A 17,870-nucleotide genomic window follows, 5' to 3' on the forward strand; every position below is an offset into this window, starting at 1 on the left:
AAAAATGCCAAATATAAAAATATTCCACCGACTGTTGGTGTAATTTTCGTGTGATAGATTTAATCTGCGCGAACTGGAGCCCGATTTTCCGGGCTTTCGGCAAATTGGCACGGCCCCTGCAATGCTCCTGGCACGACCCGATCGGGGTCGCGGAACGAGATTTCAGGGAAGGAATTTGCTCATGAAGACCATCGCCATCATCGCCGCCGCTACCGCCATGACCGTTGCCGCTGCGCCCGCTTTCGCCCAGCCCGTGGGCAAGTTCGGCAACGCCAAGATCAGCTATGAAGAAAAGACCGACCGCTACTGCTTCCGCGAAGCGCAGTCCGGCACGCTGGTGCCGCGCGTCGATTGCCGCAGCAAGCAGGGCTGGGCCGATGCGGGCCTGACCATCAGCCGCAAGCCGGCCGTCCAGTTGGCCCAGCGCTGAACGCCAGCGCCACCGATCCATCAAAATTAGGGAAGGAATTTGCTCATGAAGACCATCGCCATCATCGCCGCCGCTGCCGCCATGACCATTGCCGCCACGCCGGCCTTCGCCCAGCCCGTGGGCAAGTTTGGCAACGCCAAGGTCAGCTATGAAGAGAAAACCGACCGCTACTGCTTCCGCGAAGTGCAGCCCAGCACGCTGGTGCCGCATGTGGATTGCCGCAGCAAGCAGGATTGGGCCAATGCTGGCCTGACCATCAGCCACAAGTCGGCCGTCCAGCTTGCCCGGCGTTGAGGCGCAGTGCCGCCCGGCGATGCGAAGTCGGGAGGCAGCCCGGATGGGACGGATTTTGCGGCAGGTCGCGCTAGGCTCGCGATCAATTTCGGAACGGTGTCGCCCCGATGCCGTTGGTTCAACGGACGCGGCCCGCGCATGGTTATCACGGGGCGGCCTGCGACCGATGGAGCGTCCCGTCCCGCCTTCCGGGGCAAAGGCGGGACGCTTTTTCTGTGTCACGCTGCTGCGGGCTGCGGCAACTGGTCGGACTGGCCGGGCTTCTTCCCGAAAATTGGTTGCGGGTCTCGACTCGAAATCGACGCGACAGTCGAAGTTCACAGTGTCGTGAGGCTGTTTTTGGGGAAGGCACCGGTGATGCTCCTGCGACGCGCTGACGGCGCGCCTGCAAAGCGACACGCGCATCGAAATCGGGTCATCACTACGCGTCGGTGACGCGACAGCGGGGCGACAGTGAAGCGACGCCCATGCGCCAGCAGGCGGTTGCGGAGCGACTGCGAGATGGCGTGAAGATCTTGTGATTGATCCATTTCCAAGGGTAGATCAGAGAAAGGCGGAATAGGACAGGGAGGGAGTGGCCATTTTCAGCCAATCCGATGCAGGATGTGCTTTCCACAAAGCTGCCGTAGGCGGTCCCATTACCCTGCGGGTATCGACCGGCCTGAGTGGCGGACTGCGCTCCTCTTGCTCATGTCTACCGCGCCTGACACGATGACTGCATGAGGATACGCTGCCTGCCGCTGATCGTGATTGCATTGGAAGCCTGCACACCCACCGTAAGCGAACCGGCAGGACCATGCACAGAGAATTTCTGCCTCCCCGATGGGGCCAAGATCACCCGCACCCAAGAAGGGCCAGATTTCAATGTCCATGATGTCTCATGGATGGGCCAGAGGTTCGGCATCTACGAGGGCAATCATCCCCAAAAGGGGGATCAGGGCAGCCGTGCAGCCGTCAAGCTCCGCATTGACCCCAAGGCCCGCATTGGCGTCGCGGAGGGACGTGGCAGCATCATTGTCGCCACCGGGAAAGGCTGGCCCGCCTTTTTGGACGTAATGGGGCCATGCAGGTCGGATAAGGACTGCACGCTCGTGAAGTTTGCCGAGGGACTGAGGGGACGGTGAAGTCTGAATAGGCCAGAAAGACTGGACGGTCGCGCATCGACCAATTCCAGACCTGTTCCCCCTCCCGCAGGCGGGAGGGGAATGGCGGGAATCCACCCCATTCCGCCACTCGATCAGGTGTGGTGACACTTGCTTTGCCGGGTCTGGGCCTTTCTCACGGCAGCGCTGGCGCTGCCCCATGCGCTTCGCCCATGCGGCGGATGGCGGCGACCTTGGCGTGGAGCAGGGACCAGTCGTCGGACTGGTCGATCGCGCTCCAGATCGCTTCCACTTCATCGATATGCATGGAGCAGGGCGCCTCGTCCGACCAATAGGCGTGGTCGCGGGCGCCGGGGACGGGCGGATGGTCGGCCAGCTGGTCGCGCAGTTCGGCCCAGATGGGTTCGCTGTAGCGTGCCGGGTTACGGGGGCCGCCGCCGCGCCAGTCGTGGAAGAAGATGTCGATCGGCGTCGCCGTGGTCATCATCGCGCGCACGGCGGTTTCGGTCATGGTGGCGGTATCCCCGCCCGGCCGGACGCCGAGGCGCCAGCAGAAGCAGCGCTGCATCGCCTGGGCATAGAGGGCCGGGAAGCGTTCGAGCTGTTCGATCAGCGGCGGCGCTTCGGTAAGCGGCCGCAGCGATACGGCGAGCTGGGCGACGTCCCAGTGGATCGCCTCAGCCTGGCGGGCGAAAGCGTAGAGGCCGGCATGGTCGAAATAGGCGGCGGTGAAGCCGGCGTCCCACAGCGGCGTGAAGCGCCAGGGGCCATAGTCGAAGCTTTCGCCGGTGACATTGATATTGTCGCTGTTGAGCACGCCATGGACGAAGCCGGCGACCATATAGCTGGCGGCAAGGTCGGCGGTGCGATCGACCACGCGGCCGAGCAGTTGGGCGGGCGGGTTGTCGCCGGGCTTCTCCCCATAGAGGTGGGTGAGGGCATAGTCGGTCAGCCGTTCGAGCAACCCGTTATCCTCGATATAGGCGGCGCGCTGGAAGCTGCCGATGCGGATGTGCGAATGGCTGAGGCGGACCATCGCCGCGCCGCGCGTGGGCGAGGGTTCGTCATTGCGCTCCAGCGCCTCGCCGGTCTCGATGATCGAGAAGGTTTTCGATGTGTTGACGCCCAGCGCCTCCAGCATCTCGGTTGCCAATATCTCGCGCACGCCGCCCTTGAGCGTCAGGCGCCCGTCGCCGAAGCGGCTATAGGGGGTCTGCCCCGATCCCTTGGTGCCAAGGTCGAGCAGGCGGCCGTCCGCGTCGCGAATCTGCGCGAAGAGGAAGCCGCGGCCGTCGCCGATATCGGGATTATAGTGGCGGAACTGATGGCCATGGTAGCGCAGGGCGAGCGGCTGCGGGAGCGTGCCGGGCAGGGGCGTGAAGCGGCCGAAATGGGCGATCCATTCCACGTCGCTCAGATGATCGAGGCCGACAGTGGCGGCGGCGCGGTCATTGCGGAAGCGTAGCAGGGTCTGTGGAAAGTCCGCTGCATGCACCGGATCGGCGATGTCGGGCATCAGTGCGTTGATTTCCGTCGCGGGGGCGTAATTGGCGGCTTGCGGCTTCTGGTCCATGCGGCGATATGGGGGAGTATGGGCGGAAGGATCAAGCTTGACCGGCTATAGTGACGGATATTGGTGGTCTCCCGATGGACTGCGGCTGCATTTTCGCGACTATGCGGGCGGCGAGGACGGGCGGCCGCCTTTGCTGTGCCTGCCGGGGCTGACCCGCAATGCGCGCGATTTCGAGCCGCTGGCGCAGCGGCTGGCGGGCGAGTGGCGGGTGATCTGCCCGGATATGCGGGGGCGGGCGGAAAGCGCCTATGCCAAGGATCCGATGAGCTATGTGCCGCTCACCTATTTGCAGGATATCGGCCGGTTGCTGGCGGACCTGGCGATCACCCGCTTCGTCGCGGTCGGCACGTCGCTGGGCGGGATCATCACGATGCTGATTGCCGCGACCCATCGCGAATGGCTGGCAGGCGCGGTGCTGAACGACGTCGGCCCGACGCTGGACGAGGCGGGGCTGGAGCGGATTCGCGGCTATGTCGGCGTGGGCCAGTCGCACCCCAGCTGGGTTCATGCGGCCCGCGCGCTGGAGGACGCGAATGGCGATGTCTATCCGGCCTATGGGCTGGAGCAATGGCTGGCCATGGCCAAGCGCCTCTATCGGCTGAACAGCGGCGGGCGGATCGTGCTCGACTACGACATGCGCATCGCCGAGCCGTTGCGCGCGCCCGGTGGCGAGGCGGGCGTCGACATGTGGCCGGTGATGGCGGCGTTTCAGGGCATTCCCACCCTGCTGCTGCGTGGCGGCCGGTCAGACCTGCTGAGCGCGCCGACGGCGGAGCGGATGGCGCGCGAGGTGGGGGCAAGCGCGGAACTGGTGACGGTGCCCGATGTCGGCCATGCGCCCGCGCTGGACGAGCCGGAAGCGGCGGCCGGGATCGACCGCCTGTTGGAACGCGTGCTGCGTGACTGATGGTGGCGGCGTGATGCGGGGCGACCCGCCGCGCATCCTGCATATCCATGGCAGCTTCACCCTGGGCGGCAAGGAAGCCCGCGCGATCCGGCTGATGAACATCTGGGGCGACAAGGCGCGGCACAGCATCGTCAGCGCCGCGCCCGAGGCGCTGGGTGCCCGCAGCGCGATCGCGCCGCAGGTGCCGGTTGATTTTCCCGAAGCGCCGCCCTTTGCCGGGCGGCCGGGGTTGGCGCGGTTCCGCGCGATCGCGCAGTTCCTGTCCGGCTATGACCTGGTGCTGGGCTATAATTGGGGGGCGATGGACGGGGTTATGGCGCACAGGCTGTTCGCGCGGTCGATGCGCCTGCCGCCGCTGATCCATCATGAGGATGGCTTCAACGCCGACGAGGCGGCGGGGCTGAAGCCGCAGCGCAATCTCTATCGGCGCATGGCGCTGGGACGGGCGCAGGCGCTGGTCGTGCCCTCGGCCCGGCTGGAACGGATCGCGCACCAGGCGTGGAAGCAGCCGGCGGGCAAGGTGCATCTGATCCGCAACGGCATCGATGTGGCGCGCTATGCGCTGGCGCCGGCGCCCGACGCCATGCCGGGCCTGGTGCGCACGCCGGGCAAGCTGTTGGTCGGTACGCTGGCGGGGCTGCGCGCGGTCAAGAATATCCCGCGGCTGGTGCGGGCGGTGGCGACCCATCGCGAGCGGCTGCAACTGGTGGTGGTGGGCGAGGGGCCGGAGCGCGAGGCGATCCTGGCCGAGGCGGCGGACCATGGGCTGGACGATATCTGCCTGGCGGGGTTCATGGCCGATCCCTGGCGCTTCGTCGGCCTGTTCGACATTTTCGCGCTGTCGTCGGACAGCGAGCAATTCCCGATCTCGCTGGTGGAGGCGATGGCGGCCGGGTTGCCGGTGGCATCCACCGATGTCGGCGACGTCGCCAATATGGTGGCGCCGGTCAATCGCTCCTTCGTTGTGGCTGACGAACAGGGGCTGGCGGAAGCGCTGGGCAGGCTGGCGGCAGATGCGGAGTTGCGGGCTGCGCTGGGGAGCGCCAACAGAATGCGGGCGCAGCGCGATTATGACGAGAAGACCATGGTCGACGCCTATGCCGCATTATATGGCGAGGCTCTGGCCAGCCCTCATATTTTGCGCTAGGGCGCGCGTCAGTTCGTCATCCCTGACAAAAACTGTTATAGGACGACATTTCAACCGGTCTGGGGAGGCCGGTTCATTTCGCGGGAGAAGTCGTTGTTCAAGGGTTTGAAACCCATCGTCTATGGTGGCCGTGAAGTCTGGCCGCTGGTCGAAGGTGGCAAGGGTGTTGCTGTTTCCAACCATGCCAGCTCGGGCGCCTGGGCGGCTGCCGGGGGCATCGGCACGGTATCGGCGGTCAATGCCGACAGCTATGACTCCATGGGCAATATCATCCCGCAAATCTATCATGGCCGCACCCGCCGCGACCGCCATGAGGAACTGATCGCCTATGCCATCGACGGTGCCGTCGAGCAGGTGAAGCGCGCTTATGAAATTGCCGGTGGCAAGGGCGCGATAAACATCAACGTGCTGTGGGAAATGGGCGGTGCGCAGCGCGTGCTGCACGGCGTGCTGGAAAAGACCAAGGGCATGGTCGCCGGCGTTACCTGTGGCGCGGGCATGCCCTATAAGCTGTCCGAAATCGCAGCCTCCTACAATGTCAGCTATCTGCCGATCGTGTCGTCGGGCCGGGCCTTCCGCGCGCTGTGGAAGCGCGCTTATTCCAAGGCGTCGGAATGGCTGGGCGCGGTGGTCTATGAAGATCCCTGGCTGGCGGGCGGCCACAACGGCCTGTCCAACGCGGAAGATCCGCGCGCGCCGCAGGATCCCTATCCGCGCGTGCGCGACCTGCGCGCCACGATGCGCGAAGGCGGCATTTCCGATGATGTGCCGATCGTCATGGCCGGCGGCGTCTGGGCGCTGAAGGACTGGAACGACTGGATCGACAATCCCGAATTGGGCGCGATCATGTTCCAGTTCGGCACCCGTCCGCTGCTGACCCAGGAAAGCCCGATCCCGCAGGATTGGAAGGACCGGCTGATGCAGCTGGAACCGGGCGACGTGCTGCTGCACAAATTCTCACCCACCGGCTTCTACAGCTCGGCGATCCGCAATCCCTTCCTGCGCTCGCTCGAAGCGCGGTCGGACCGACAGATCCCGTTCAGCACCGAACAGGCGGGCGACCATACCCACCAGCTCGACGCGGGCGTGAAGGGCAAGAATTTCTGGGTGACGGTCGGCGACCTGCTGCGCGCACGCGAATGGGTTGGCCAGGGCTTCACCTCCGCGCTCAAGACGCCGGACAACACGCTCGTCTTCGTGACCGAGGAAGAGAAGGCGGAAATCCGCAAGGACCAGACCGACTGCATGGGCTGCCTGTCGCAGTGCAGCTTCTCCAGCTGGATGGACAGCGAGACCAACTCGACCGGTCGCCTGGCCGATCCGCGCAGCTTCTGCATCCAGAAGTCGCTGCAGGAATCGGTCCATGGCGGCGATCTGGACAAGAATCTGCTGTTCGCCGGCCATGCCGCCTATCGCTTCAAGCAGGACCCCTTCTATTCGAACGGGTTCGTGCCGACCGTGAAGCAGCTGGTCGACCGCATCCTGACCGGCGACTGATGGCGTCGATGACAACAGGCGATATCCAGGGCCTTGCGGTGCTGCATTATGACACGCCGCATTTCGACATGGTACGGCCGGGGCAGTTCGTGCTCTGCGCCGTATCAGGTGCGCGAATCGACCTCGACGATCTGAAATATTGGAGCGCCGAGTTTCAGGAAGCCTATCGCGGGCCGGAGGAGGCGACGGCATCCTTCCTGCGCCACCGCGGTGCAGCATTTCGCTGAACCGCGGTAAGTGATTGCCGTTATTTGGCTTTTTGGCATCGTTCGATTAGTTGAATGATCGCTGTGCGCTGCAGCGAAAATTTCAAGATGTTGCGATATCCATTCATCGCTCCGGCGGCACGCCTGGTCGCGATATTGCTGTTCCCATGCTGATTTATCTGATGTATTCTTGCTCAACAGGCGGCGCAGATCGTCTTTTGGGTGAAGGATGTGTCAGATGTCTCGAATTGATGTCTTCGGCGATCGTATCTGTCTGGTGAGCAGCCTGCTGATCCTGGGCTGGTTCATTTACAACGTGTCCTTCTAAACAGGGCGCGACCGGGAAAGGCAGGGCGATCCATTTGGCGATGCAAGTCGCTGGATGCGCTTTGTTTTTTTCGGATCTTGCTGGATTTTCCTTTCCTTTTGACAGCGGTATCGGCTGGCAATTGCTGCCGGAACCGATATGAACGCCGGGAATGCTTTTAACAGGGCGTCCTCGGGGCGTCCGTTCACGCCAGTCATGGGAGTTGCCCGCCGTGAAAACCCGCGCCGCCGTCGCCTTCGAAGCGAAGAAGCCCCTCGAAATCGTCGAAGTCGATCTGGAAGGCCCCAAGGCGGGCGAAGTCCTGGTCGAGATCATGGCGACCGGCATCTGCCATACCGACGCCTATACGCTGGACGGGTTCGACAGCGAGGGTATCTTCCCGTCGATCCTGGGTCATGAAGGCGCGGGTATCGTGCGCGAAGTGGGTGCGGGCGTCACCAGCCTGGTGCCGGGCGACCATGTCATTCCGCTCTACACCCCCGAATGCCGCCAGTGTAAGTCGTGCCTGAGCGGCAAGACGAACCTCTGCACCGCAATCCGCGCGACCCAGGGCAAGGGGCTGATGCCGGACGGTACGACCCGCTTTTCCTACAAGGGCCAGCCGATCTTCCATTATATGGGCTGTTCGACCTTTTCCAACTTCACCGTTCTGCCCGAGATCGCGCTGGCCAAGATCCGCGAGGACGCGCCGTTCCAGAGCAGCTGCTATATCGGCTGCGGCGTCACCACGGGCGTGGGCGCGGTGATCAACACCGCCAAGGTGCAGGTCGGCGACAATGTCGTGATCTTCGGCCTGGGCGGCATCGGCCTCAACGTCATCCAGGGCGCGCGCCTGGCCGGTGCGAACAAGATTATCGGCGTCGACATCAATCCCGATCGCGAGGAATGGGGCCGCAGGTTCGGCATGACCGAATTCCTCAACTCCAGGGGCATGAGCCGCGAGGAGGTGGTCGCCGCGATCGTCGCGATGACCGATGGCGGCGCGGATTACACGTTCGACGCCACCGGCAACACCGAAGTGATGCGCGTGGCGCTGGAAGCCTGTCATCGCGGCTGGGGCACCAGCATCATCATCGGCGTGGCCGAGGCCGGCAAGGAAATCAGCACCCGTCCGTTCCAGCTGGTCACGGGCCGCAACTGGCGCGGCACGGCCTTTGGCGGGGCCAAGGGCCGCACCGACGTGCCCAAGATCGTCGACATGTACATGACCGGCAAGATCGAGATCGACCCGATGATCACCCATGTCATGGGGCTGGAGGACATCAACAAGGGGTTCGACCTGATGCATGCGGGCGAGAGCATCCGCAGCGTCGTCGTCTTCTGAACCGATAACCCAACAGGAGAGTGACCATGTTCAGCCATGTGATGGTGGGATCGAATGATCTCGACGTTTCGCGCGCTTTTTATGACGCGCTGTTCGGTGCGGTCGGCGGCAAGCCGGCGATGCAGGACGACAAGGGGCGGCTGATCTACATGCATGACGGCGCGCTGTTCATGGTCACAAAACCGATCGACGGGGAGCCGGCCTGCCACGCCAATGGCGGCACGATCGGTTTCCGCATGACATCGACCGAGCAGGCCGATGCCTGGCATGCGGCCGGGGTCGCGGCGGGCGGCACGGCTTGCGAAGATCCGCCGGGCGTGCGCGAAGGCGGCTTCGGCAAGCTCTATCTTGCCTATCTGCGCGATCCCGCCGGCAACAAGCTGTGCGGCCTGCATCGGATCGGCTGAGGAAGGAATACGGGTGGAAACGGTTTCGACCAACAGGGCCTTTGGCGGTATTCAGGGCGTCTATCGCCATGCTTCGCGCGAGACGGGGACGGAGATGACTTTCTCCGTCTTCGTGCCGCCGCATGCGCCCGGCGCGAAGCTGCCGGTGGTCTGGTATCTGTCCGGCCTTACCTGCACCCATGCCAATGTGACCGAAAAGGGCGAGTTTCGCCGGGCCTGCGCGGAACTGGGGCTGATCTTCGTTGCGCCCGATACCTCGCCGCGGGGCGAGGGCGTGGCCGACGATCCAGACGGCGCCTGGGACTTTGGCCTGGGCGCAGGCTTCTATGTCGACGCGACGCAGGCGCCCTATGCGGCCCATTATCGCATGTGGTCCTATGTGGTGCAGGAATTGCCGGCGCTGATCGCGGACCAGTTTCCCGCCGACATGGATCGCCAGTCGATCATGGGGCACAGCATGGGCGGCCATGGCGCGCTGACCGTCGGGCTGACCTATCCCGATCGTTATCGCGCCGTGTCGGCCTTTGCGCCGATCGTGGCGCCGGGGCAGGTGCCCTGGGGCGAGAAGGCACTGGGCGGCTATCTGGGCGAGGACCGGGCGGCATGGCGCAAGCATGACGCGGTCGCGCTGATCGAGGATGGCGCACGGATCGATGCGCTGCTGGTGGACCAGGGCGCGGGAGACAGCTTCCTGGAGGGGCAGCTACGCCCCCAATTGCTGCGCGCGGCCTGCGATGCGGCAGGCATCGACCTGACGCTCCATCTGCGCGAAGGCTATGACCATAGCTATTATTTCATCTCCAGCTTCATGGACGATCATCTGCGCTGGCATGCCGCGCGACTTGGCTGAGCAATTGGGCTGATCGCGGGCCGTCCGGGCAAAGCCCGGATGGTCGCGGCACAAGATAAGCTATTTTGCCTTTCTCTATTTGATAGGTAGATAGAGTGCCGAGCGTTTCGCTCCGCGGCTTTTGAAGGATGTCAGCTTGCTCCGCGTCACCAACGGCTAAAGCGCACGGTACCCAAGCGACAACGCCCGGTTTCGTGTTCCTCCCGCACAAGGAGAAGACGATGACCCATAAGCAAGCCCGTGTCCGCCAGCAGCGGCAGGACCAGATCCCGCAAGTCCATATTCCCCATAGCAGCTGGTCGCGCGTCGAGCGCAACCGCAGTGCTGAGGCCGTGCTTGCACCGGGCGATTTCTGGGCGCGATTGGGGCTGTAGGGCGCTCTCGCTACAGGCGCCTCTTAAGCGGCAAGTGACGTCTATAGCTTGGTCACAGATAGTCTGCGGTCTGGCCGTCTCGCAGATATCCGAAAACCCGAAATCCCTCGGCTGTCTCTTTGCCTGGAACGTGGATGGTCCGTAGCGCTTGCAGAACATGCGAGCGTTGTGCCGCATCATCGACCAGAATGTCGACATATTGCATCGAGGTGTAGCCGCCGGCTCGGAAATGATAATACCATTCTCGATCGATCGCAGATTGATAGCCCGATAGATCGAATGCGCGCCAAGCTGGACTAGGTGACAGGCCGTACATGGCCAGCCGAATTTCATTCCATTTGGTGTCGTTCATGACGCGCGTGAGAGAATGACTCTGCATCATCGCATTCCTTTACCGGAACACCACCGTCTTGCCGCCATTGCGCAGTACGCGCCGGTCGGCGAGCCAGTCGACGGCGCGGGCCAGCACCTGGGCCTCGATATCGCGGCCGATGCGGATCATGTCGTCGGCGGTGGCGCGATGGTCGACGCGCTCGACCGCCTGTTCGATGATCGGGCCTTCGTCGAGGTCGGCGGTGACGAAGTGGGCGGTCGCGCCGATCAGTTTGACGCCGCGCTCATGGGCGCGGTGATAGGGTCGGGCGCCCTTGAAGCCGGGCAGGAAGCTGTGATGGATGTTGACGCAGCGGCCCGCCAGCCGATCGACCAGATTTTCCGACAATACCTGCATGTAGCGGGCGAGGATCAGATATTCCGACCGGCTGCGATCGAACAGGTCGAGCAGGGCGGCCTCCTGCGCGGCCTTGTCGCCATTGGGCGGCAGCTCATGATAGGGGATGCCGTGCCATTCGGTGATGCGGCGCATGTCGGGATGGTTGGACACCACCCCCATGATGTCGACCGCCAGCGTGCCGGTCTGCCAGCGGTGCAGCAGGTCGGCGAGGCAATGCGATCCCTTCGACACGGCGATCAGCATGCGTGGGCGTTCGGCTGCTTCGGTCAGGCGCCAGTCCATGGCGAAGCGGGTGCCGATGTCGGCAAATTCGTCGCGCAGGCCGGCGGTGTCGAAGCGCATGCCGGTGTCCGTCGCCTCGAACGCGACGCGCATGAAGAAAAGGCCGGCCTCGCGATCGGCATATTGCTGGCTGTCGGTGATGAAGCCGCCCCGTTCGGCGAGGAACTGGCTGACCGCCGCGACGATGCCGACGCGATCGGCGCAGACCAGGGTCAATATCCAGGACGGGATGGTCTTGTCGTTCACTCTGCGGCTCCCAGCAATGCTGCCGAGGCGTTGCCTCAAGCCGGGGCCGCGATCAAGCCTTGGCGCTGGTCATGGCGAAGATGCCGGTGGCATTGCCGGTGTCGAAGGCGAGGTCCAGCCGGCCGGTATCCGGGTCGATATCGCGGCTGATGAATTCGTAGAAGGAGCCGGGCACGCTGCGCAGGTCGCTGTCGGCGAAGAGACGCTCGACGCTGTCGGCGCGGAAGGCGGTCTGGCGGACGCGACCGGTAACGGAGATTTCGAGCTTGGGCTTCATCGGCCGGTCTTCCGCCTTCAGCCGGTCGGCCAGCGCCGCGACATCGGGCACGCGGTCGGTCGCATGGTTGAAGGCATTGCCCTCGGTCGCGATCCAGGCGGCTTCGTTGGAGCGGGAGAGCAGTAGCTCATAATCGGCAAAGGCCGGCGGCTCATGCTGCCGGTCGAAGGCGGAGACGATGATCGGCAGGGCGGTGGCGGCATCATCGAAGCTGACTGGTTCGCCAGCGGCATAGCGGTCGAGCAGGGCAATGGTCGGGGCGTCGAGCGGATCGCGCGAGGTGCCGAAGATGCGGGTCGCGGCCGCGCCAAATTCCGCGTCGAACCGGTCGACATGCAGTTCGGAGAGGAAGAATTGCGGGATCGCCTCGGGTGCGTCGACATGCGCATAGGCGCGGCCGGTCATCCTGAGGCGATCGAGCGGATAGAGGGCGGCCATGCGATAGCCCAAGGGCAGGAAGATGCGGGTGAAGGCATCCTCGCCAGCGGGCAGGGCGCCGGTCGGTCCCTCGGCAAAGCGGATGGTGCGCAGCGCGCCATGGTCGAAGACCACCCGGCCGCCGCGCGCCAGCGTGTCGGCGACATAGGCCGCGCCGCTTGGCACCCGTGCGAGCAGGTCGTGGAACAGGATGATGTTCATCGCCATGGCAAAGGCGGCGCGGCTGACGGTCGGGCCGCTTTGCGCGAGCAGCGCGGGATCGATTTCCAGGGCATCCAGCGCAGCCCGGCCGGCGTCTTCGCCCAGCACCGACTTGACCAGGGTGACGATGCTTCCTTCATTCTGCGACGACATAAGAACGCTCCACGATGACAGCGCCCTTATCGCAGGATAGGGTGGGTCGCGCAAATAGGGAGCTGTCATCACTTGATGCGGAACGGGAATGGATAGGGCGCGCAAATGGCTGCCGCCGATGAGCGCGCTCAACAGTTTCGACGCTGCCGCGACCCATGGCAGCTTTTCGCGCGCCGGGGGGGAGGTGGGGCTGACCCAGAGCGCGGTCAGTCGCCAGATCGCGCTGCTGGAGGATTGGTTGCAGACGCCCTTGTTCGACCGGGTCGGGCGACGGGTGCAACTGAACGAGGCGGGGCAGGCCTATGCCGAGGAGATCCGCCCGGCGCTCGACCGGATCCGGCGCGCGACCCGGCGGGTGGCGGCGCGGCGGGCACAGGGGGCGTTGCGGATCGCGACCCTGCCCAGTTTCGGCATGCGCTGGCTGGCGCCGCGCCTGCCGGGCCTCAGCGCGCTGCATCCCGATCTGGTGGTGGATTTCGCATCGCGGTCCGACCCGTTCGATTTCGCGCAGGAGGAGTTTGACGCGGCGATCCATTATGGCCTGCCGCAGGAATGGCCCGGCGTGGCGCAGGATTATCTGTTTCACGAGCAGATGGTGCCGGTCTGCGCGCCGGACTGGCTGGCGGCCCATGGGCTGCGGTCGCCGGCCGATCTGCTGGGCAAGCCGCTGCTGAGCCAGAGCTCGCGGCGCGACGCCTGGGCACGCTGGTTCGCGGCGGCGGGCGTCGAGGCAGGGCCATTGCCGCCGGGGCCGGCGTTCGAGCATTTCCTGATGCTGGCGCAGGCGGTGGTGGCCGGGGCGGGCGTGGCGCTGATCCCCAGCTTCCTGATCCGGCCGGAGTTGGAGGCGGGCAGCCTGGTCATCCCGTTCGATCGCCCCTTGTCGAGCGAGCAGGCCTATTATCTGGTCTATCCCACCGGGCTTGGTGGCCATCCGGGTCTTGCACGGTTTCGCGCCTGGATGCTGGCGAGCGCGGACGCGGATTAGGCGCCCGCGCGAGCTTAGTTCTTCTTCGGCATGCAGTCGGCGCCAGCGGCCTTGATGCTGCTGCACAGGCGCGAGGCGTCGGCGCTGCTGGCGATCGGTCCGGCCTGAAGGCGGGTGACGCTGCCGGCCTTGACCAGATAGGGTTGATAGCCGGAGAGGCCGCTGACCTTGCGGGTCAACTGGCTCCACAGCGCACGGGCGCGGCCTTCGTCGCCGAACGCGCCAAGCTGGACGCGCCAGTCGCCGCCGGCGGCCGGTGCTGGTGTCCTGGCGGGGGCGGGCTTGGCCGCCGCCGGTTTGGCTGGCGTTGGTTCCGGTTTGGGCGCGGCCAGTTGGGGCTTGGCGGCAGCGACTTGCGTGACGGGCGCGGGGGCTGGCTTCGTCGGTGTCGGGGAGGTCGGTCGCGGCTGCGCCGGTGCTGCCGGCAAAGTCAGGCTCGCGCTGGCCAGGCTCTTTTCCTGCGCTTCCATCGACGTCGCCAAGGCAAGGCCCTGCTTGCGCTGGTCGGCGGGGATATATTTGTCCATCTGCTGCAGGCTGGTTGTTGCCTGTGGCAGGCCGGAGGCGGAGGCGCGGGTCATCATCGCATAGGCGCGGACCCAGTCCTTGCCGACCATGTCGCCGTTGAACAGGGCGGTGCCGACAATATATTGCGCGCGGGTTTCGCCGCGGGCGGCGGCATGCTGCAGATAGGGCATGGCCCCGGCGCGATCGCCCTGCTGGAACATCAGCAGGCCCAGATTATCTTCGGCGCGGGCATGGCCCTGCGCCGTTGCCTTGCGATACCAGTCTACCGCGCTGTTGAGGTCGGCCGGCACGCCGCGGCCGAGCTTGTAGGCCTGGCCCAGATTGAACTGCGCATCGGGATCGCCAGCATTGGCGAGCGGGCGCCATTCGGCGATCGCCTTGGCATAATCGCCCTGCTGCCAGGCGTCGACACCGGCCTTCACATCGGCAAGGGCCGGCAAGGCGATCGCGAGCAGCGTGCCGAACGCAATGGCTCCCCAGATAGGCTTCATATCCATGCTCCAGACCGGAAGTATTGCCCGGCACTATCGTCAAACAAGGTTAACGTCTTCTTAGCATTGCCGGGTCCATGATGTGAAACCGGGGATAGGTGATCCCCAACAAGGTTGCCAGACCAGTTAACCGAATTTTAGGCGGCGCCATGCCAAATCGTTTCGGAACTGGATTTACCTGGGGGAAGGCGCGTGCGCATATTGGCATTGGCATCGCAAAAAGGCGGATCGGGCAAGACGACCCTGTCCGGTCATCTGGCCGTACAGGCACAGCTGGCCGGCGCTGGTCCGGTCGTCCTGATCGACATCGATCCCCAAGGTTCGCTGGCCGACTGGTGGAACGAGCGCGAGGCCGAATATCCCGCCTTTGCCCAGACTACCGTCGCGCGGCTCGCCGCCGACCTTGAAATCCTGCGTCAGCAGGGGTTCAAGCTGGCTGTCATCGATACGCCGCCGGCGATCACCATGGCGATCCAGAGCGTCATTTCGGTTGCTGAGTTGATCGTCGTACCGACCCGGCCCAGCCCGCATGACCTGCGCGCCGTCGGTGCAACGGTCGATCTGTGCGAACGCGCCGGCAAGCCGCTGATCTTCGTCGTCAACGCTGCAACGCCCAAGGCGCGCATCACCTCCGAAGCCGCTGTTGCTTTGTCGCAGCATGGCACGGTGGCGCCGGTGACGCTGCATCATCGCACCGATTTCGCTGCCTCGATGATCGACGGGCGCACCGTGATGGAGGTCGATCCCAAGGGCAAGTCGGCCGCCGAAGTGACGGGCCTGTGGACCTATATTTCCGACCGCCTCGAAAAGAATTTCCGCCGCACGGTCTTTTCCGTGCCCCAGAACAGCGTCGGCACTGCCGCCGCTTCACGTCCCGCCGGTGGTGGCTTCGGCCGCCGCGTCGTGCAGTAAGAAAAGGGGGCTATCATGGCTGAAGCCAAACCGATCGCTTCCCTGACGTCCGGCCTGCTGGCGCGCAAGGGCGCTGCCACGCCGGCGATGCGCCGCCCGATGCTGGGCTTTGGCCGCCCGACCAATGGTGGCATGGTGTCCGACGATCTGGGCTGGAACGACATGGGTTTCGATGTGCCGATGCACGATGACGAGCCTGCCGCACCGACCGCGCCCGTCGCCACCGGCCTGACGCCGATGAGCGTGGTGCTCGCGCCGGTTTCGGTGCCGGCGGTCGTGACCGAACGCGAGGAATTGGCCGAGCGCGTGGCGCAGGTTGTTGTGCCGGAGACGGTGGAGGCCGAGCCGGAACCGTCCGAACTGGTGATGGCTGCCAAGCCGATGCGGGCAAAGCCGGCGCCGGTGCGCGCTGGGCCGCCCAAGGCGATGGCGGTCGACAACGCACGCAAGGCGGCCTTCACGCTGCGGCTGGACGCGGGCCGTCATCTCAAGCTGCGTCTGGCGGCGGCGGTGACCGGCCGGTCGGCGCAACAGGTTGTTACCGAAGCACTGGATGCTTTCCTCGAAGGGCTGCCCGAGATTGATCGGCTTGCCCAGCAATTGCCGCACTGACGCGGCGATCTTTGATTATAGGTGGGTAAGGTCATGAAACGAACGGCATTTGGCAAGGCGGCCGTTTCCTCCTTGATGGTGGCGACGACGATGGTCGGCTGCACCGGCGCGGCATTCCATCCGCGTTCGGCGGCGGTCAAGCACGCCAATCCCGGCAAGCCGGCCGAGGCGGCAGAAAAGGCGCTGGCCGATCGCAACGGCGCAAAGGCCGTGCAGGCGGCGGAAGCGGCCGTGCAGGCGGCGCCCGACAATGCGCAATATCGCCAGCTGCTGGGCCGTGCCTATGTGCTGGATGGCCGCTTCGTTTCGGCCGAGACGGCGTTCACCGACGCGATGACGCTGGGCAGCCGCGATTCGCGCACCATCGTCAGCCTGGCGCTGGTCGAGGTGGCGCTGGGCAAGAATGATGCTGCGCGCGATCTGCTGGCGGCCAATACTGACAATGTGCCGGCGGGCGATTATGGCCTGGCGCTGGCGATGGCCGGTGATCCGACCGAAGGCGTCCGCATCCTGTCCGCCGCGATCCAGGATCCGTCGGCCAATGCGCGCACCCGCCAGAACCTGGCCTATGCCTATGCGCTGGCCGGTCGCTGGAAGGATGCGCGGCTGGTCGCCGGGCTGGATCTGGCGCCGCTTGCCGCCAATCAGCGTATTGCCCAATGGGCCGGCATGGCCGACCCGGCACTGGCGCCGCAGCGCGTTGCCGCGCTGATGGGCGTTACCGTCAACGGGGCCGATCAGGGCCAGCCAGCGGTGCTGGCGCTGGCGCCCGCTGCGCCGGATGCCGCGCCAGTGGCATTGGCAGCCGCATCGACCGAACCGGCTCCGGTGCTGGACCTGCCGACCGGTTCGCCGATCGAGATGGCCGCCGCAGAACCGGCGCCTGCTGTGCCGGCGCTGACCACCCGGATCATCGAAACGGCTGTGCCCGCGTCCACGCCGGCTCCGGCGGTTCAGGCCGCGCCGAAGCCGGTGCGCGTCGCCGCCAAGCGCGACTTCGTCGTCGAAGGTCCGGCGGCCAAGGCCAAGTCGGTCAAGGACAAGGCTGGCCCGCTCGCCAGCCCGGCGGCGCGGATGCAGCAGGTTGCCTATATCAAGCCGGTGACCACGGGCGCGAGCGCCTGGGTGGTTCAGTTGGGTGCTTTCAATTCCCCGGCCGTGGCCAAGGAAAAATGGACGAGCATGGCCCGCGTCAACGGACGCATCGCCGCCTTCCCGGTGCTGACCAGCCAGGCGACCGTCAATGGCCGGACCTTCCACCGGATCGCGATTAGCGGCTTTGGCAGCCGTGCGGATGCGCAGACTTTGTGTCAGTCGATCAAGGCGCAGCACGGCCAGTGTTTCGTGCGGGAAGGCGCACCGAACGCGACGCCGCAGCGCTGGGCCGTGGCATCGACGCGCGGTCGCCAGTTCGCATCGCGCTGATCGCATCGCGCCTTCGGGCGTGACCATGACTTCATGCGGGCTGGACCGAAAGGTTCCGGCCCGCAATGCATTTGCGCGCCGCGAGCGCCGCAATCGTGCGATGTGCTGAATTTCGGATTGCCTGAAGCCAGCCCGGCCTCGCCA

Annotated in this window: 20 protein-coding genes; 15 read left to right on the forward strand and 5 right to left on the reverse strand. The window is 65.2% G+C overall.

The window, feature by feature from the left end; translation table 11 throughout:
* Positions 1-181 precede the first annotated feature (181 nt).
* From N6H05_RS13390 to N6H05_RS13400, 3 genes are all read left to right on the forward strand, one after another.
* Positions 182-430, forward strand: a complete 249-nt coding sequence (locus N6H05_RS13390) for a hypothetical protein (RefSeq protein ID WP_284109956.1) — start codon at positions 182-184, stop codon at positions 428-430.
* Between the two features lie 45 nt (positions 431-475).
* Positions 476-724 carry a hypothetical protein gene (locus N6H05_RS13395; RefSeq protein ID WP_284109957.1) on the forward strand — a complete coding sequence of 83 codons (249 nt, stop codon included), beginning with the start codon at positions 476-478 and terminating at the stop codon, positions 722-724.
* A 719-nt stretch (positions 725-1,443) separates the two neighbouring features.
* Positions 1,444-1,848 (forward strand): hypothetical protein, encoded by a 405-nt coding sequence (locus N6H05_RS13400; protein WP_284109958.1) that lies wholly within the window; start codon positions 1,444-1,446, stop codon positions 1,846-1,848.
* A 154-nt stretch (positions 1,849-2,002) separates the two neighbouring features.
* On the opposite strand, the gene N6H05_RS13405 is transcribed toward N6H05_RS13400, so the two are convergent.
* Positions 2,003-3,400 (reverse strand): protein adenylyltransferase SelO family protein, encoded by a 1,398-nt coding sequence (locus tag N6H05_RS13405; RefSeq protein ID WP_284109959.1) that lies wholly within the window; start codon positions 3,398-3,400, stop codon positions 2,003-2,005.
* Between the two features lie 37 nt (positions 3,401-3,437).
* On the opposite strand from N6H05_RS13405, the gene N6H05_RS13410 reads away from it, so the two are divergent.
* From N6H05_RS13410 to N6H05_RS13445, 8 genes are all read left to right on the forward strand, one after another.
* Positions 3,438-4,307 (forward strand): alpha/beta fold hydrolase, encoded by an 870-nt coding sequence (locus tag N6H05_RS13410; RefSeq protein ID WP_284109960.1) that lies wholly within the window; start codon positions 3,438-3,440, stop codon positions 4,305-4,307.
* A 13-nt stretch (positions 4,308-4,320) separates the two neighbouring features.
* Entirely contained in the window at positions 4,321-5,454 is a 1,134-nt protein-coding gene (locus N6H05_RS13415; RefSeq protein ID WP_284114232.1) for a glycosyltransferase, read from the forward strand.
* Positions 5,455-5,547: 93 nt separating this feature from the next.
* Positions 5,548-6,951, forward strand: coding sequence for an NAD(P)H-dependent flavin oxidoreductase (locus N6H05_RS13420; RefSeq protein WP_004212237.1), 1,404 nt, complete (start codon positions 5,548-5,550; stop codon positions 6,949-6,951).
* 8 nt (positions 6,952-6,959) lie between these two features.
* Positions 6,960-7,178, forward strand: a complete 219-nt coding sequence (locus N6H05_RS13425) for a DUF2093 domain-containing protein (RefSeq protein WP_188082802.1) — start codon at positions 6,960-6,962, stop codon at positions 7,176-7,178.
* A gap of 518 nt (positions 7,179-7,696) precedes the next feature.
* On the forward strand, positions 7,697-8,809 hold the full coding sequence (locus N6H05_RS13430; protein WP_048937047.1) for an S-(hydroxymethyl)glutathione dehydrogenase/class III alcohol dehydrogenase: 1,113 nt from the start codon (positions 7,697-7,699) through the stop codon (positions 8,807-8,809).
* 26 nt (positions 8,810-8,835) lie between these two features.
* Positions 8,836-9,216 carry a VOC family protein gene (locus N6H05_RS13435; protein ID WP_004212241.1) on the forward strand — a complete coding sequence of 127 codons (381 nt, stop codon included), beginning with the start codon at positions 8,836-8,838 and terminating at the stop codon, positions 9,214-9,216.
* A 13-nt stretch (positions 9,217-9,229) separates the two neighbouring features.
* Complete coding sequence (gene fghA, locus N6H05_RS13440; protein ID WP_284109961.1) at positions 9,230-10,066, forward strand: S-formylglutathione hydrolase; 837 nt, start codon at positions 9,230-9,232, stop codon at positions 10,064-10,066.
* A gap of 221 nt (positions 10,067-10,287) precedes the next feature.
* The gene (locus N6H05_RS13445) at positions 10,288-10,440 is read left to right on the forward strand and encodes a hypothetical protein (protein WP_284109962.1); all 153 of its coding nucleotides are present in this window, start codon (positions 10,288-10,290) and stop codon (positions 10,438-10,440) included.
* A gap of 52 nt (positions 10,441-10,492) precedes the next feature.
* Here N6H05_RS13445 and N6H05_RS13450 read toward each other — a convergent pair whose 3' ends face one another.
* From N6H05_RS13450 to N6H05_RS13460, 3 genes are read right to left on the reverse strand one after another with little or no spacing between them, the layout of a single operon-like run.
* Positions 10,493-10,822: a DUF6678 family protein gene (locus N6H05_RS13450; protein WP_235654702.1), complete on the reverse strand. Its 330-nt coding sequence runs from the start codon at positions 10,820-10,822 to the stop codon at positions 10,493-10,495.
* Between the two features lie 9 nt (positions 10,823-10,831).
* Positions 10,832-11,701: a formyltetrahydrofolate deformylase gene (gene purU, locus N6H05_RS13455; protein WP_284109963.1), complete on the reverse strand. Its 870-nt coding sequence runs from the start codon at positions 11,699-11,701 to the stop codon at positions 10,832-10,834.
* Positions 11,702-11,753: 52 nt separating this feature from the next.
* Positions 11,754-12,770 carry a DUF1338 domain-containing protein gene (locus N6H05_RS13460; protein WP_284109964.1) on the reverse strand — a complete coding sequence of 339 codons (1,017 nt, stop codon included), beginning with the start codon at positions 12,768-12,770 and terminating at the stop codon, positions 11,754-11,756.
* A gap of 88 nt (positions 12,771-12,858) precedes the next feature.
* On the opposite strand from N6H05_RS13460, the gene gcvA reads away from it, so the two are divergent.
* Positions 12,859-13,758 carry a transcriptional regulator GcvA gene (gcvA, locus tag N6H05_RS13465; RefSeq protein WP_284109965.1) on the forward strand — a complete coding sequence of 300 codons (900 nt, stop codon included), beginning with the start codon at positions 12,859-12,861 and terminating at the stop codon, positions 13,756-13,758.
* 14 nt (positions 13,759-13,772) lie between these two features.
* Here the strand turns inward: gcvA and N6H05_RS13470 are convergent, their stop codons facing one another.
* A complete protein-coding gene (locus N6H05_RS13470; protein WP_284109966.1) occupies positions 13,773-14,783 on the reverse strand; it encodes an SPOR domain-containing protein in 1,011 nt (336 codons plus the stop codon).
* Positions 14,784-14,969: 186 nt separating this feature from the next.
* Between N6H05_RS13470 and N6H05_RS13475 the strand changes: the two genes are divergently transcribed.
* Genes N6H05_RS13475 through N6H05_RS13485 form a run of 3 tightly spaced genes read left to right on the forward strand, consistent with a single transcriptional unit; the run spans position 14,970 to position 17,726 of the window.
* Positions 14,970-15,689 carry an AAA family ATPase gene (locus N6H05_RS13475; protein ID WP_284109967.1) on the forward strand — a complete coding sequence of 240 codons (720 nt, stop codon included), beginning with the start codon at positions 14,970-14,972 and terminating at the stop codon, positions 15,687-15,689.
* Positions 15,690-15,704: 15 nt separating this feature from the next.
* On the forward strand, positions 15,705-16,301 hold the full coding sequence (locus N6H05_RS13480) for a hypothetical protein (protein ID WP_284109968.1): 597 nt from the start codon (positions 15,705-15,707) through the stop codon (positions 16,299-16,301).
* Positions 16,302-16,334: 33 nt separating this feature from the next.
* Positions 16,335-17,726, forward strand: coding sequence for an SPOR domain-containing protein (locus tag N6H05_RS13485; RefSeq protein WP_284109969.1), 1,392 nt, complete (start codon positions 16,335-16,337; stop codon positions 17,724-17,726).
* Positions 17,727-17,870 lie beyond the last annotated feature (144 nt).

The sequence above is a fragment of the Sphingobium sp. WTD-1 genome, assembly GCF_030128825.1.
GTDB lineage: Bacteria > Pseudomonadota > Alphaproteobacteria > Sphingomonadales > Sphingomonadaceae > Sphingobium.

Excerpts from the sequence above, each read along its gene's own strand:
- N6H05_RS13390 (WP_284109956.1), top strand. The coding sequence starts at position 182 with ATGAAGACCATCGCCATCATCGCCGCCGCTACCGCCATGACCGTTGCC.
- N6H05_RS13395 (WP_284109957.1), top strand. The coding sequence starts at position 476 with ATGAAGACCATCGCCATCATCGCCGCCGCTGCCGCCATGACCATTGCC.
- N6H05_RS13400 (WP_284109958.1), top strand. The coding sequence starts at position 1,444 with ATGAGGATACGCTGCCTGCCGCTGATCGTGATTGCATTGGAAGCCTGC.
- N6H05_RS13405 (WP_284109959.1), bottom strand. The coding sequence starts at position 3,400 with ATGGACCAGAAGCCGCAAGCCGCCAATTACGCCCCCGCGACGGAAATC.
- N6H05_RS13415 (WP_284114232.1), top strand. The coding sequence starts at position 4,321 with ATGCGGGGCGACCCGCCGCGCATCCTGCATATCCATGGCAGCTTCACC.
- N6H05_RS13425 (WP_188082802.1), top strand. The coding sequence starts at position 6,960 with ATGACAACAGGCGATATCCAGGGCCTTGCGGTGCTGCATTATGACACG.
- N6H05_RS13435 (WP_004212241.1), top strand. The coding sequence starts at position 8,836 with ATGTTCAGCCATGTGATGGTGGGATCGAATGATCTCGACGTTTCGCGC.
- N6H05_RS13445 (WP_284109962.1), top strand. The coding sequence starts at position 10,288 with ATGACCCATAAGCAAGCCCGTGTCCGCCAGCAGCGGCAGGACCAGATC.
- N6H05_RS13450 (WP_235654702.1), bottom strand. The coding sequence starts at position 10,822 with ATGATGCAGAGTCATTCTCTCACGCGCGTCATGAACGACACCAAATGG.
- N6H05_RS13460 (WP_284109964.1), bottom strand. The coding sequence starts at position 12,770 with ATGTCGTCGCAGAATGAAGGAAGCATCGTCACCCTGGTCAAGTCGGTG.
- gcvA (WP_284109965.1), top strand. The coding sequence starts at position 12,859 with ATGGATAGGGCGCGCAAATGGCTGCCGCCGATGAGCGCGCTCAACAGT.
- N6H05_RS13470 (WP_284109966.1), bottom strand. The coding sequence starts at position 14,783 with ATGGATATGAAGCCTATCTGGGGAGCCATTGCGTTCGGCACGCTGCTC.
- N6H05_RS13480 (WP_284109968.1), top strand. The coding sequence starts at position 15,705 with ATGGCTGAAGCCAAACCGATCGCTTCCCTGACGTCCGGCCTGCTGGCG.
- N6H05_RS13485 (WP_284109969.1), top strand. The coding sequence starts at position 16,335 with ATGAAACGAACGGCATTTGGCAAGGCGGCCGTTTCCTCCTTGATGGTG.